Genomic DNA, 14,492 nt, shown 5'->3' with positions numbered 1-14,492 from the left:
AACAATTCCACCTTTCGGCTAGGAGCTCGCTGCAGCCTGCTTCGAATATTTTTTCAAATACACCAATCGCATTAACAGGCTTTCCAGGTAATGTATAGGTTTGACTTGGCCAAGCAGCTTAGCTCCGATATGGGCCTTGCCGTTTTTCTCTAAAACCATGCCTACGGCTAGAGCATCGTCATAGGTAGCGCCGCAGCATAAAGCGCCCTTTCCGCGGATCAGCACGGCTGAGGAACTTTTGAGAGCAGCGGTTACCTCGGAAGGGGAGAGCGCAGCGTTTCTTGCCGAGGTGCCGATCAGCTGGGCAAAGTCGTCAAGCAGCGGCTTCAGCGGCTGCCCGGTCTGGGACAATGCCGTAATCTCCGGAATGCCGCTCCAGCGAATATGGTTAATCTGATTATGCGTACGGTAGATTTGCTGGTAGACCCAGGCTTCTTCCGACATGGCGGCATCCAGCTCGTCATACCGGACAAGGAGCTCGGAGCCGGAATCGTCATACAGCAGGAAACCATCCTCGGTCCTTCTGCTGTGATACAGCATCCGGGAAGCAGGTTCCGGGGAAGAGTAGCTCAGCCCAAGCGCAAACCGGCTTAACGCGGCCGCATCGGCTTCTTGCTCGCCAGTCAAGCTTTTGTAAGTACCCTCGATATATTGACGGCAAGCCTGATCCAGCTGCAGGGCCGCTTCGAAGGCTTCGGTATCGTTGGCGCCGTAACAGACGGCACCGTGGTTTTTCATGATAATCGCTTTGTTGGTGGTAAGAGTAAGCGCTTTAGCAACGTTGCGCTGCAGCTTCTTGGTACTCGGGAGCGCGTAAGCCCCGCATAATACCTGTCCTGCCAGCATGCCGCCGGTAATCGGAACGGCATCCACCTTGCAGGCGCTGATGACGGATGCATACTCCTGATGAGTATGGATGACGAAATGGGCATTGGGAAAACGTTTGTAGACCTCGGCATGCACGCCTTTCTCGGAGGAAGGCTTGATATTGCCGCTATAGCTGCAATCGGAGATTTGTACGGTAACGATATCCTCCGGCGTTAGCGAGCGGTAATCCCGGCCGCTTGGCGTAATGACGAACCGGCCGCCCTCGATGCGGTGGCTTACGTTTCCCCAGGTGCGGGCAATCAGACCGGTTTCCATCAGCTTGATTCCGGCTTCGATAACACGTTGCTTCGCTTCCTCGGTAGCTGTCACGGGCATCCTAATTATCCCTCCAATAAGGCTACATGGCTGAAAATACGGTCAAAGCGGACAAGGACGTCGTCAATCATTTCTTCCGTGTAAGCCCCGCTGGTGTACAGCCGGCTGCCTGCCAGAGTTACGATCCCTTCGGCCATGTAGGCCGCGCCCATATGCTCCATCTCTCTTTTCCGTTTGGACGTCTCCGACAATACCTTCGGAATTTGCCAAGGCTTCGACCAGTTGATGGAAAAATGCATCGTGCCTACCGTCTCGAGGTGGCAGATCGAGCCTTGGTTAAAAGCGACAAAAGGCAGCTTGTATTTGCCGATTAAAGCCTGCAGTCCTTCGGTCAGCCGGTCGGCCATCCGGCCGGATCTCGGGATCGCGTTCGTCCGTTCAATCTCGCATAACGTATAGTAGCCGGCTACGCAGCTGAGCGGATTGGCTGCCATCGTACCGCCGATTAGCGCCTTCTTATGCTTGCTTCCGGCTTCAATGCCCGCGGACAAATATTTCATGTATTCCTTCTTGCCGCCAAGGCCGCCAGCCCCCGGATAACCTCCGGCAACGACTTTGCCGAAGACCGTCAGATCCGGCGATACCCCGTAATAGCCCTGCGCACCGGACATTCCGATACGGAAGGCCGTAACCACCTCGTCGAAAATAAGAAGGGCGCCGTATTTGCGGCAGAGCTGCTCCACGCCTTTATTGAAATCCGGGTCAACCGGCCTTGTGCCGCTCTCCGGTCCAACCGGCTCGATCAGGACGGCTGCCGTGCCGCCGCGCAGCTGATTGAAGCGGAGCTTTCGTTCCAGATCCTTCAGATCGTTCGGGAAAAACTCCTGGGTATGCTTGAAGATATAACGAGGAACGCCCTGCGCTTGCGTCCATTTGGAGCCGGGGATGCGGATGCCGTAGGCCAGCTGGTCGCTCCAGCCATGATAAGCGCCGCCCATCTTGATAATCTTTTTCTTCTTGGTTGCCAGACGCGCCACGCGGATAGCCGCCATGCAGGCTTCCGTGCCGGAGCCCAGCATGCGGAACATTTCGACGGAGTCGATGCTGTCGGCAATTTTTTTGCCTAGTTTATATTCGTATTCGTGGAAAAGTCCGGTGGAGGGGCCGCAATCGTTCAGCAGCTCGATGACCTTCCGGCGCACCTCGGGCGGGTTGCTTCCGAGCACCGTCGGGCCGCCGGCCTGGAGAAAATCATAATAACGGTTGCCGTCGGCATCATAGAGGTAAGCGCCTTCGGCTTTCGTAAATACAAGGGGGAACGGATAGTTAAAGGCCAGGTTATGCTGGACGCCGCCGGGTATAATCTCCTTGGCAACGTCTATCATCTCTTTCGATTTCGCGCATTTCGCTTCAAAATAATCCTCTTCGTATTTCTTCAAAGCAGCGGGTATAATCGAATAAATCGGCTGATCAATGAGCCGGTCCAGCTGGCTTGTCACGGCCTTTACATCGGGGTAGCGGGAAATCGAAAAAGTCCTCTCCATATGTACCCTCCTACAGATAGTGGTCACGCAAAGGGCAGAGAAATTATAAATCAAGTATATATAAACGGTTCGCAAGAAGGAACCAGTTTAGGTAATATCTCACAAAAATATTTAATAGAATTAATGCTTTTCTACTAAGTAACGATTACCAAGGGTTTCTTCATAATCGAAAAATAATACCATATGCCGATAAGCAATTTGTTGTGTGTAATCGAAAGGTTGAATATTTGTAAAAGAAATAAAAAAACCGGAGGCCGTTAAGGCTTCCGGTTTACGCGTCTATCTCATCAGTCCGCCGAGGATGAACTGCTCATGGACATCGGCGTATTGCTCCGTGACGGCGGCCTTGGCCGCTGCGATATCACCGTTCTTAACCGCTTCGTAAATCCGGCGGTTCGTTTGAACGGAGCGGCTTGGCTGGTATTGCGGATATTTTTTGCGATAGGCAACGGTATGGAAGACATACCGCCCGCGGTACAGCTCCATAATTTGCAGCATGCTCTCGTTATGAATCGTCCGGAGAATCGCTTCGGTGAACAGAAGGGTATGGTTGTAATAACCGTAGTAATCGCTTTGTTCCAATGCCAACTGCTGCTGCTCGAGTAATTGGCGCATCGTATCCACATCGAAAGCAAGCTGGCGCTTTAAGGCCGTGTCCAGCGCGAACAGCTGCATAGAGACTAGAACTTCATACATTTCGCTGAAATCATGGGCGGACACTTCCTTAACCATGACCCCCCGCCCGCGAAAGGTTCCCACAAGGCCTTCCCGCTCCAGCAGGGAGATGGCTGCACGGATAGGGGTCCGGCTCATGCCAAGCAGTCCGGCAAGCTCATTTTCCGATAACATGGAGCCGGGCATATATTCCGCGCGCATAATCCGCCCCCGAATTTCACGATAAGCGACCGTTTCCAGAGAAGTTGAAGACATCATGATCTATTCCTTTATCTGTTTTTAGTTTAATAGTAACAAATGTCTCGAAAATACTGCAATGAGGAAGATAACCTCCAAGTGCCCCTTGTCAACTCATTGTATTACTGCCATAATACAGTCATAGCAGGAGGCAGGTGAGGGTATTGCTGACGTTTCAGGATTTGCAGTTGAATAATAAAATGCCGGTCTATATGCAGATTGCCCTGCATGTGAAACGGCGTATTTTGCTAAAATGGGCCGTATCCGGCGATAAGCTTCCTTCGAGAAGGGATATCGCGATGCAGCTGAACATTAATCCGAACACCGTTCAGAAGGCGTTTAAGCTGATGGAGGATGAAGGCTACGTCCGAACGAGCAGCACTACGGGAAGCGTGATTTATCTGGACGATGAGATATACGGCCGGATCGAAACCGAGCTGACCAAGGAAATGGTGGCGGCGTTTATCGCGGAAGCCAAGGAAGCGAATCTCTCGTTCAAGAAAACCGTGGAGCTTCTAACGGAGTTGTGGGAGTAAGTTTTTTATAGAGTCATTGTATTAGTCGATTAATACAGGAGGTGCTGGCAAATGAAAGGTTTGTACCGGCTGCTTAATATTCAATTCGCGTCCATGCTGCCCGTTTTGTTGATTCTGACGGCGGGGATGATCGTGACGCCGTATCTTCTGCTGCAATCCGCGGTGGAGAAATTAAACGAAAATTCCGTTCATCCAAGATTCGAGAGCTTGTATGCTACAACCGGCTGCAAGACGGCGTTGTTCGCGTTTATTGCCGTGTTCTGCGTTTATTTTCTCGTGAAGCAGTACAATGCTTATTGGGGAAGCAAAAGCATCTATACGTACTTGACCCTTCCGGTAAAGCGCGAGGCGTTTTATTGGAGCAATCTGATATCTTTTACGATCGGGCTGCTGCTGCTTTTTGCGGGGCATTTGCTGGCGATCCGCTGGGGGTACTCGGCGTATGCGAGTCATATCGGCAGCTATGCGGATGGCAGGTTCGTGATGCATAACGGGTTGTTCCTCGCTTTTATCCGATCCAACTTCCTGAAGGTTTTATTGCCCATTAGCATCAGCGGCTGGGTGGCTTCGGTCAGCATGCTTGTAAGCCTGGCAACCGGACTCTATTATGCGTTCCTGTGCGAACGGGGCAGACGGCATTGGTACATCATTCTCGTCATTGCCGCGGGGTGGATCATGAGGCATATTCTGAACGCTCAGATTGCCGCGCCGGATTTGGATTGGACAATGGCAAAGCTGTATGCGTATAGCATAGCCCTGTTTCTCTTGAGCGGTTTCTTCATCTGGCATAGCATGAGGCTGGTCCGGAGAGGGGTTATCGCCTGATGTTGCGTTTAGACAAAACAATATCGCGCCATGCGGCCCTTCCGATTTTCATTCTGGCGCTCTTTCTGATCGCGTCGCAATACATGCTGGTTCATGCGGACAAGGATAACGGAGTTTTTTATTTAAAGGATCATGAGGGAGACCAAGAAGCGTTGTCGGATGTGTCCATCAGCGGTGAACTCGGAGACGGCTTTCACAGTACCCGGTTTAATCTGGTTAATGGAGAGGTAACGACGAATACGAAGCTGTTTGATCCGCCGCGGGCGGTTTGGTACAACAGCACGCAGCCCGATAAGTTAAAAGGGAAGTGGAAATTTGACAACGTCTTTTCGCCGGACTCGATAACGGCCAGAGACCCCGAGGACCCAGGATCCTACTGGCAAGCATCGGTACATCCGAATATAACCGAGTATGACGAGAACAAGCAGCCGAGAAAGGGCAATGGCGCTACTTACACGAACCGGCTTGAATACGGGCTGGCCAACATTGGAGACCAGTACTATTTCGTCGTTCCCTCGACAAACAGCTATGCCGGTACAAGCGGAATCTATCGATTAAACTTTATTGACGGCAGGGATTATCGGGGGGAATTGCCGGCATCGGAGGCCTTGGCTACCTTCAGTCTTGATAAAAACAAAGGTGACGGCTCCTCTGAGATACAGGTGCTTGGACTCGAAGCGGTTGGCGACAAGCTAGCATTAGTGCTGGAGGAAGATCATAAGCTGGTGATCCGGAGCTACGACAGCAAGAGCGGAGAGCAGGTAGGGGAAGCGGCCGTAAGCGGCTTTTCCATTTCGGGATCCGATAAGGCTCATGGCCGTTCGTTCTATGAATCCTATGAAGCGTATTCGGATTCCGACAGCGGCAGGCTAAGCCTGGCGTTTATGAGCAGTCCCGACCAAGGACAAGTGCGCAAAACGATATGGAGCTTTGATCTTGCGGACGGAGTAAAGCTGCTGGACGAAACAGCCGTCAGCTACCCGGACGATATGGAGTCCAACCTGCGCAATATGAAAAGCATTCACTATATAGACGGCAAGCTGTATGTCATCTATTTGTCAACGGAAACAAAGGATCAAAACGATATCTTGTTTGATATGGCCCGCCCCAAACACCTGATGATAAGGGTCTACAAGGCAGCGAGGCTTCAATATGAAGGCGAGCTTGTAACGGACCGGAACCAGGACAGCAACCGGGTCGCGCATCTTTCAACCAGTTACAGCTATGATCCGACGTATAATAGGGAATTTGATCATATTCGTATCCGGCCAGCGGAATAAGGAGGGATATACGATGATGATTGTTCGGAAGCTTTCCCGTCATCTTGCGATTCCCACAGGCATAATTGCCATCCTGCTGATTGGGTTCTTTTCCTGGCTGAACCATGCCAACCAGAATGCGGGGACCTTGTATATAAAAGATCATTTTGGCGACCGGTCGGCAATTGACCCGATTAGAATCTCCGGAGATATTAGCGATCAGTATACGAGCGCGGCGTTTGAGATAAACAAGGGGAAATTAACGAAGCATACCGAAGTGTACGATCCTCCGTTACTTCTTCCGGATCATTACAAATACGTCAACGGAGGCAAAAAAAGGATAGACAATCTGGAGTACGAGGTGCACGGAGAAGGCGCGTTTTACGTCTTGTATACCGACAAGAACGTGTTGAATGTTAAGAATAACGGCCAGTCCTCGCTTGTCTATACGAAAATTGCGAAAGCGAATGCGGATGGCAATTATGTCAATCCACTGGAATACGGACTCGCAAAGGTTGGAGATCATCTGTATTTTACCGTGCCAACTGCGGCGGACAGCACGGGCACAAACGGCATTTACGAGCTTTCTTTTGCAGAAGATGGAACGACCCGGACGGTGACGGAATTTAGTCTGGACCAGAATAAAGAGGGTGCCTCCCTTGCCGTGCTTGGACTTGCGGCAGCGGGCGACAAGCTTGCGCTTATATTAAAGGAGAACGGGCATGTCGTTGTCAGAGGTTACGATCCGGTAAGCGGGAAGATGCTTGGCAATATCAGGCTTGATCCATCGGGCAGCTCGTATTCGGATCAATACGAGGCCTTTACCAATGATAAGGTGCTGAATCTTGTCTTTCAGAACAATTCCGTTCAAACGGATTATGATACCTTTTATCGCAAAACGGTATGGAGTATCGATTTTCACAATGGCATGCAGCTGGCGGATGCAACCAATCTGGACTATGCAAGCACCTGGAAGGATTATTATCGCAGCCGAATGAACATGCAATACCTGGACGGAAGGCTGTATCTGGTTTATACGTTTACGGAACCTAGACCAGAGGATCGGTTTGAAGGCTACCTGCCGATTCATTTAATGATAAGAGTGTATGAGGCAAATCAGCTTCTGTATGAAGGCGAGTTGGTGTCGGATTTGAACGACGACCTGGTTAATACCTTTAACTGGCCGGAAGGAGAGTCTTATGATCTACAACTCTACGACTATCGTTTATTCGACCATCTGAAGCTTGAGCGGGGAAAGGGGGAATAGCTATGCTTGAATTAAAGTACGTGGAGAAAACGTTCGGCGATGCCAGACCTATCCTGCATATTCGGGATTTGACCATTCCGAGCGGCGAAATTGTTGGCGTATTGGGCGAGAACGGAAGCGGGAAAACGACGCTGCTCAAAGCGATTATGGGGCTGGGCGAGGTCCAGCATCGGGATATTTTGCTGAACGGCCGTCCTGTAGAGGAGCAGTATGAGCAGCTTGCGTATATAACCGAAGAGGGAAGCTACATTCCGAAGTTGACACCGGTTCAATATGCGGAATTTCTCTCCGCCTTTTACCCGCAATTTGACCTTGCGTATTATCATAAGCTGCTGAAATTTTACGAGCTGGAGCCCGACAAGCGAATTCGGACCTTCTCGAGAGGCCAGAAATCCAAGCTGGAGATCAGTGCGGGGATGGCGAAAGGCGCCAAATACTTTCTGATGGATGAGCCTTTCCTCGGCAAAGATATGTTTACGCGGCGGGACTTCCTGAAGCTGATGATCGGCAATCTGAAGGGGGATGAGACGATTCTGATCGTTACCCATCATCTTGACGAGATCGAGACGGTTATCGACCGTGCGCTCATTATGTCCAGAGGCCGTGTTGAAGCGGATCTGTACATGGATGACCTGCGGGAGCAAGGCAACGAGCTTGCCGCTATCATGGCGGAAAAAGCAGGCTATCGGCCGGACCGTTACAAAAGCGTACTGGAATAAAGCAAAGGAGCCGCGTAGCGATACGCGGCTCCTTTCTTTATTTCATCTGCCCAATAGACAAGCTTACCTTATAGTTGCCGTAGCCAAGCAGTTCGTCGAGAAAACTCGTCAGCTCCAGCTGCGAGCCGACGCGCACGCGCATCCAATAGCAGCCTTCGCCGCTGACGCGGTGAATCTCGACAACCTGATTGCTGCTGCCCGCGAATTGCTGGAACGCCTGATGCGCCGTATTGGATGCCAAAAAGACGGTGACAAAGGCATGGACGGTCAAGCCGATTTTCTCGGGATTCCAATTGACCGTTGTGCCTTCAATAATGCCGAGGTCCTGAAGCTTGCGGACGCGGGCGCCTACGGCCTGCCCGGTCATATGCACCTGCTCTCCAATGGACTTGTGGGACTGGCTGGCATCCGCAATCAGGCAGCTTAATATTTGTCTGTCGATATCGTCAATTCCGTATGAGCTTAGCATGTCGGAAGAAATCCTTTCATTATGAAAATAAAAGCGGCTATATCGTTTCACGAGGTTATTCGTGCGCGATGCGGCTTATTTTATAATTGTATCAGACACGATTAGAAATGAGGGATACAAATATGAACATTCAGCTTATCAGGCATGCCACGTTGTGGCTGGACTATGCGGGAGTACAGTTACTTGTTGATCCGATGTTTAGCGATGCCGGCGTAAACCCGCCGATTATGAATGCAACGAACGACCGGCGGAATCCGCTTGTTCCGCTGCCTTTTCCCATGGAAAAACTGCTGCAGCCCGATGTTATTCTCGTCAGCCACCTCCATCCCGACCATTGGGATGCCGCCGCAATAGAGGCGCTGCCGACGTCGACTCCGTTGTTCTGTCAACCGGGAGACTTCGCGGCGATCACGGGACAGCATTTTTCTAACGTAATGGAAATCGGCCAGTCCGCCATCTATAAGGGCATTACGATCTCAAGAACAAGCGGCCGGCATGGGACGGGAGAGATCGGCCAAAAAATGGGGCAGGTGTCCGGTTTTGTTCTTCAAGCGGAAGGCGAACCCACTCTTTATATCGCGGGCGATACGATCTGGTGCGACGAAGTGAAGCATGCATTGGATGCTTTCAATCCGGATGTCGCGGTCGTGAACGCGGGCGGGGCGCAATTTGCCGTTGGCGATCCCATCACGATGAATGCGCAGGATGTCATCCGGGTATGCCGTTACGCACCGTCTGCGAAGGTGGTTGCCGTTCATATGGATACGATCAATCATTGTCTGGTGACAAGAGACATTCTCGCGGAAGCGTTAAGCACGGAAGGATTGCTTGGTCAGGTTCTGATTCCTGCCGACGGTCAGCGATTAACGTTAGACAAATAATGCCGGACGGTCCGGTTAAAAGCTTCCGGCTCATCCGCATTGGCGCAATGACCCGCAGCCGGAAGGGTCACAAGCTGTGATTGCGGCTCCAACCGATGAAGTTCCTCCGCGGCATCGTGGGCCAGCTTCCGGTCATGCTCTCCGATAATGAGCAGCATCGGATAAGGCATGGGTTCGGTTTTCTCCGTGTAAAAGGAGCCCATGCCGCTCATCGCCTGAAAGGATTGGCGCCGGAAGTGCCGGATTCCCTGGTCAAACAAGATGCGCCCTTGCTCGGTAGCGCAAGAGGCATTCAAGACATGCTGCTTGAATTTGGGCATGGAGAATAGCAGATATCCAATCCATCTGAGCCCTTCGGCTTGCTGTTCTTTGCGGACGCGCTTATTCGCTTTATGAATGGAGTAACCTCCAACGATAATGACGGACCGTGCCTGCCCGGGATATCTCTCCGCAAAAGCCTGCGCGACCAGCGAGCCAAGCGAGACGCCAAGCAGATGGCAGGAAGCGATCCGGTTGTCCGCGAGAATGCGGCTGATGATGTCCGGCATGTCTGGCATGGTAAGCTTGGATTTCGTTCCCGCTCGAATACCGTGTCCGGGCATGTCGAGAGTGATCAGCCGGTAATGCCCGATCAGATCAGGGATTTGCTCCTGGAACAAGGTGTGGTCAGCAAAAGCGGCATGCAGCATGACGATCGTTTCCTTGTTCTCGTTGCCGCTTATGTAATAGTTAAACTCCTGATCTCTTAGCCTGCCAACCTTTTGGTCTAAAGAAATCATTGAAATTTCCCCCTTTGGTCGGAATTGACAATAAAATCCAGATCCTATTATGATATTGGCGGAACCTTCGGGTACCCATTAAAAAATAAAGGATGATGCGTTTATGTTTCTTCAAAAGTTGCCATGGGCGGGTATTCGCGTATTAAGCGGCGAAACATCGATTGCCATTGACCCGATGTATCATTTTCCCGCCAAGTTTGGTTCATCCCATGAAGAACTGTTTCCATTGGACGAATTCGGCCATGCGGATGCCGTTTTCGTTACGCATCATCATGAGGATCACTTTGATCCAAAAGCTATCGCCGCTTACTACGGCGCATCTATTCCGGTCTACGTTCCGCAGGAATCCGTACGGCATATGACCGATACGCCATTGACCAATATTCAAGGCGTTAGCTTAGGGCAGCAGATAGAAGTTGGCGAATTAACGATTACGGCTGGCTTTTCCGTAGACGGTTTTGGCGATCCGCAAGTTTCCTGGATTGTGGAGGGTGGAGGGAAGAAGCTGATTCATAGCGGCGACACGTTATGGCATGGCTACTGGTGGAAGCTCAGCAAAGCGTATGGACCGTTCGATGCTGCTTGCCTACCGGTAAATGGCGCCGTTGTGGAATTTCCGGGTATGATCCCAAGCGGCCAGCCTATTACGCTAACTCCGGAGCAGGCGGTAGCTGCGGCTGTTGTTCTGCAGGCTCATGTTCTTGTGCCGATTCATTTCCGCGCGGTTCATCATCCTCCGGTCTACCGGGAGACGCCAGAGATTGCGGAACGGCTGCAGCAAAGCGCCCAGGACCGGATCAAGCTGGCGATTCTTCAATCAAAAGAAATTTTGCCGTTATAACGGCTTTTTTAACTTACGCGGCATTTAAGGTAGTCATGTCGGAATATAAAAAACGGCTGTGCTTAGGCTGGGTCTGACCCCATTTGCACAGCCGCATTTTTTTTGTCTATTGCATTTCCTCTTACAAATCCCGCTCATCGGCGCCAATCGCCAATATCTCGCGGATATCCGCATCGGTAAGCGAAGACAGCTGCTCTTCGCCGGGCCGGATAATGTCGTCGATCATATTTTTCTTCCGTTCCTGCAGCGCGTACATCTTATCTTCAACCGTGCCGTGGGCGGCCAGCCGGATGACCTGAACGACCTTGGTCTGACCAATCCGGTGCGCCCGGTCGGCTGCTTGCTGCTCAACGGCAGGGTTCCACCACAAATCATACAAAATTACGGTATCGGCACCGGTCAAGTTAAGTCCTGTTCCGCCCGCTTTAAGCGATGCGAGGAAGATGTCCTTCTCCCCGTCGTTGAACCGGTTGCACAGCTCTACCCGTTCCGCGGCTTTGGTACTGCCGTCGAGGTAGAAATAAGAGATGCCTTGGCGGACCAGTTCTTTGCTGATGAGACCCAGCATCTCGGTGAACTGCGAGAAGATCAGCATCCGTTTGCCGGTGCTGCGGCATTCCTCCACGATTTCGAACAGCTGCTCGAACTTGGCGGAGCTGCCTTCGTAATCGGTAATGAAGAGGGCGGGATGGCAGCAGATTTGACGCAGCCGCGTTAGTCCTGCCAGTATCTTGATTCGGTTCTGCTGGAAGCTCCGGTCATTATCCAGATGCTTGACGGTTTCCGTACGCAGCTTGGCCAAATACGAGACGTACAGCTTCTTCTGCTCCGGCAGCAGACTGGTGGCCTGGAGGGTCTCGATTTTGTCCGGCAGCTCCTTCAGCACGTCGGATTTCAGGCGGCGAAGCAGGAAAGGGCGCGCGCGGCGCGCGATGTTTTCTCTCGGCAGGTCGGAGAAAACCTTGCGGGCAGGGAACAGCTCGGGGAACACGGCGCCAAAAATGGACCATAGCTCCTCGACTCTGTTCTCAAGCGGAGTACCGGTTAACCCGAACCGGTTCTTGGCCTGCAAGGCTTTTACGGCCTGCGCGGTTTGAGTCGCATGATTTTTGAATGCCTGCGCTTCGTCCAAGATAACCGTATGATAGAAGCGTTTTACGTACAGCTCGACATCCCTGCGGAGCAGCGGGTACGACGTGATAACGACGTCGATTCCTTTCAGAGACCTCAGCTTGGCCGCTCTTTCCGGTCTTGTTCCGTCCGCGATGACGACTCGGATCTCTGGAGCAAACTTCTTCAGCTCGCTTAGCCAGTTGTACATGAGGGATGCCGGCGTAACGATAATGGCAGGCTGCTCCATTTCCCGGATCTCCGGAAGACAGGAGAGAAGGAACGCGATGCTTTGAATCGTTTTGCCAAGTCCCATATCGTCAGCCAGAATGCCCCCGAACCGGTAATGGGCCAGCGTCTTCATCCATTGGAAGCCGTAGGCCTGATAATCCCTCAGCACATGCCGCAGGGTAGACGGTATTTCAAATTCCAGGTGATCCGGGTTGCGGATATGAGCGAGAAGCTTGCGCAGCGATTTGCCGAGCTGAATCGTTCTTCCTTCATTCTCGAAATCCCCCAGATGGAGTCCGCGCGCCACGGGGATACGGAAGACGGATTGATTCAGGTCCGTACGGAGGAAGCCCGTCTCGTTAATAATCCTCGTAATGGCCTCGTATTCCTTGCCTTCGAGCGGCAGCAGCGCGCCTTCCTGGAGCCGGTGGTATCGGCGCTTCTCCACGATAGAGCGAAGCACGCTTCGGATCTCGTCGTCGGAAATGCCGGTCAGCTCGAACTTGAATTCCAGCCAGTTGGTCCTCTCGTCCACTTCAACCTTCAGCAATGGCGGAGTATTGGGGACAACGATCCGTGTCTTAACGGCCGAGGTAGCATGAACCTGCAGCAGCTTTTCCAGCTTCGGAATGGTATGTCTCAGAAACTCGTATTCGCTTTCCTCATCCTGCATGTAGTAGCCAAGCTCCGTTGTAATGAAGCCGCTCTGCTCCATGATATCGAGGATCTGATTTTCCTTGTCTCCGTCCCGGAGAAGAATCCGGTCCTCGGTCTTATAGTCCGTATGGGCCGCCAGCGGGTTAATCTTGATATCCCCGTATTGAAACTCCAGCTCGGCGAGCAGCCGTTCCCGAATCCGGTCCAGATAGAGTCTTGCCTGCAGGGGAGTTTGCACGATTTTTTCCGAGACGCTTCGGGTTACCTGAACCTTTCCAAGCTTCATCAGCTCCGGGACAACCTTCTCCATAAAAGGCTCGATCTGTTCCGGCGAGATGACGACATGCTGCCGGTGCGAGGCGTCCAGCATATTTTTGAAATCGGCCAGCTGTTTGCATGAGGCTTCGGGAAGCTGCTTCATCCGGCCTTCGCTTAATACCATGTTGTAGGCGGTTAGAACGGTAATCTTGTCCAAGCCTTCAACATTTAGCTGAAAGCCGCTCTCGTCCTGCTCGCCGAATTCGAACCGGACGGGGGAGGCCTCCTCGTCTATTTGCAGGCCGGCGGTAACGGTACCTTCCTGATCAATCAGCACGGAAGGGCAGGCAGTAAGCAAAGGCAGCACGGTTGGCCAATCCGCAGGAGGGATCATCAGCATCCGGTTGTTTTGCTTTCCGCGCGCTTTCCCGCCAGAAGGCGCGGCCTCTTCCTGATACAGCGCTTCGTTTCTGCTGATTCGGGCCAATTCGCCCAGCAAAGCGTAATCCTCGTTACGGAAACGGTGTTCAGCGGGATGAAACGTAAACTGCTTGGAGAAGGTGCGAGTAACGTTCAAAGCGATTCCTTCTATAAATGCGCGGATATCCGGCACCACGTACAGTCTTCCAAGTCCCGTGCGCAGCTCGATTCCGATCCGGTAGTTCCGGTAACCGCTCGAGAAGATCACGCAGGTGAACTGAACTTCAACGGGGATGCGGGTGTCTCTTACATAACGCGTACTGCCAAGAAGCGTTGACTGTCCCCGTTCGCGGCTGCCGAATAAGTCCAATATGCTTGACGACAGCAGCTGGTCGCTTGCCGAGATGCGGGCCAGGTTCATCGCTTCTTCGGGCAGTTCGGGCAGCTCCAACAGATGCAGCAGCATGGCTGCGACATGTTCGCAATATTTATCTTCGGGGTCAAAGTCCGGGCAGGTGCAGGTTGCCACGATCTCGCCGCGGATGCGGGTAGCCGTTACGATCAGATCGCGGTTCGTCCGGACATTGGCTTCGCAGTACGGCTTGTCCGGGTCATACCGCAATATCGTCACTCCGCCCGCC

The 14,492-nt window shown here is 52.3% G+C and carries 13 protein-coding genes; 7 read left to right on the top strand and 6 right to left on the bottom strand.

Annotated features, from left to right (window positions below):
* Positions 1 to 18: 18 nt before the first annotated feature.
* The 3 genes from PGL01S_RS17920 to PGL01S_RS17910 all read right to left on the bottom strand — a co-directional run bounded on the left by PGL01S_RS17920 (position 19) and on the right by PGL01S_RS17910 (position 3,620).
* Complete coding sequence (locus tag PGL01S_RS17920; protein WP_127495951.1) at positions 19 to 1,203, bottom strand: class II aldolase/adducin family protein; 1,185 nt, start codon at positions 1,201 to 1,203, stop codon at positions 19 to 21.
* 5 nt (positions 1,204 to 1,208) lie between these two features.
* Positions 1,209 to 2,687, bottom strand: coding sequence for an aspartate aminotransferase family protein (locus PGL01S_RS17915; protein WP_127495950.1), 1,479 nt, complete (start codon positions 2,685 to 2,687; stop codon positions 1,209 to 1,211).
* A 279-nt stretch (positions 2,688 to 2,966) separates the two neighbouring features.
* A complete protein-coding gene (locus tag PGL01S_RS17910) occupies positions 2,967 to 3,620 on the bottom strand; it encodes a GntR family transcriptional regulator (protein ID WP_244935644.1) in 654 nt (217 codons plus the stop codon).
* A gap of 134 nt (positions 3,621 to 3,754) precedes the next feature.
* Here PGL01S_RS17910 and PGL01S_RS17905 point away from each other — a divergent pair, with 134 nt between their 5' ends.
* From PGL01S_RS17905 to PGL01S_RS17885, 5 genes are read left to right on the top strand one after another with little or no spacing between them, the layout of a single operon-like run.
* On the top strand, positions 3,755 to 4,135 hold the full coding sequence (locus PGL01S_RS17905; protein WP_127495949.1) for a GntR family transcriptional regulator: 381 nt from the start codon (positions 3,755 to 3,757) through the stop codon (positions 4,133 to 4,135).
* A 51-nt stretch (positions 4,136 to 4,186) separates the two neighbouring features.
* Entirely contained in the window at positions 4,187 to 4,960 is a 774-nt protein-coding gene (locus PGL01S_RS17900; RefSeq protein WP_127495948.1) for a hypothetical protein, read from the top strand.
* Entirely contained in the window at positions 4,960 to 6,240 is a 1,281-nt protein-coding gene (locus PGL01S_RS17895) for a hypothetical protein (protein WP_127495947.1), read from the top strand. Before PGL01S_RS17900 ends, PGL01S_RS17895 begins: the two co-directional genes overlap by 1 nt.
* A 13-nt stretch (positions 6,241 to 6,253) precedes the next feature.
* Positions 6,254 to 7,486, top strand: coding sequence for a hypothetical protein (locus PGL01S_RS17890; protein WP_127495946.1), 1,233 nt, complete (start codon positions 6,254 to 6,256; stop codon positions 7,484 to 7,486).
* A 2-nt stretch (positions 7,487 to 7,488) separates the two neighbouring features.
* On the top strand, positions 7,489 to 8,205 hold the full coding sequence (locus PGL01S_RS17885; protein ID WP_127495945.1) for an ATP-binding cassette domain-containing protein: 717 nt from the start codon (positions 7,489 to 7,491) through the stop codon (positions 8,203 to 8,205).
* A 37-nt stretch (positions 8,206 to 8,242) separates the two neighbouring features.
* Here PGL01S_RS17885 and PGL01S_RS17880 read toward each other — a convergent pair whose 3' ends face one another.
* Entirely contained in the window at positions 8,243 to 8,674 is a 432-nt protein-coding gene (locus tag PGL01S_RS17880; protein WP_127495944.1) for an Lrp/AsnC family transcriptional regulator, read from the bottom strand.
* A 122-nt stretch (positions 8,675 to 8,796) separates the two neighbouring features.
* Here PGL01S_RS17880 and PGL01S_RS17875 point away from each other — a divergent pair, with 122 nt between their 5' ends.
* Positions 8,797 to 9,555: an MBL fold metallo-hydrolase gene (locus PGL01S_RS17875; protein ID WP_127495943.1), complete on the top strand. Its 759-nt coding sequence runs from the start codon at positions 8,797 to 8,799 to the stop codon at positions 9,553 to 9,555.
* Here the strand turns inward: PGL01S_RS17875 and PGL01S_RS17870 are convergent.
* Positions 9,531 to 10,334 carry an alpha/beta fold hydrolase gene (locus PGL01S_RS17870; protein WP_127495942.1) on the bottom strand — a complete coding sequence of 268 codons (804 nt, stop codon included), beginning with the start codon at positions 10,332 to 10,334 and terminating at the stop codon, positions 9,531 to 9,533. The two genes, PGL01S_RS17875 and PGL01S_RS17870, sit on opposite strands and share 25 nt — an antisense overlap.
* A gap of 103 nt (positions 10,335 to 10,437) precedes the next feature.
* Here PGL01S_RS17870 and PGL01S_RS17865 point away from each other — a divergent pair, with 103 nt between their 5' ends.
* Positions 10,438 to 11,175, top strand: a complete 738-nt coding sequence (locus PGL01S_RS17865; RefSeq protein WP_127495941.1) for an MBL fold metallo-hydrolase — start codon at positions 10,438 to 10,440, stop codon at positions 11,173 to 11,175.
* Between the two features lie 121 nt (positions 11,176 to 11,296).
* On the opposite strand, the gene PGL01S_RS17860 is transcribed toward PGL01S_RS17865, so the two are convergent.
* A partial coding sequence (locus PGL01S_RS17860; RefSeq protein ID WP_127495940.1) for a DEAD/DEAH box helicase occupies positions 11,297 to 14,492 on the bottom strand: 3,196 nt, incomplete at its 5' end.

It is taken from the genome of Paenibacillus glycanilyticus NBRC 16618 (genome assembly GCF_004000805.1).
GTDB classification, from domain to species: Bacteria; Bacillota; Bacilli; order Paenibacillales; family Paenibacillaceae; genus Pristimantibacillus; species Pristimantibacillus glycanilyticus.
The sequence above is the reverse complement of the archived record's forward strand: the minus strand, read 5'-3'. Positions and strand labels throughout refer to the sequence as shown.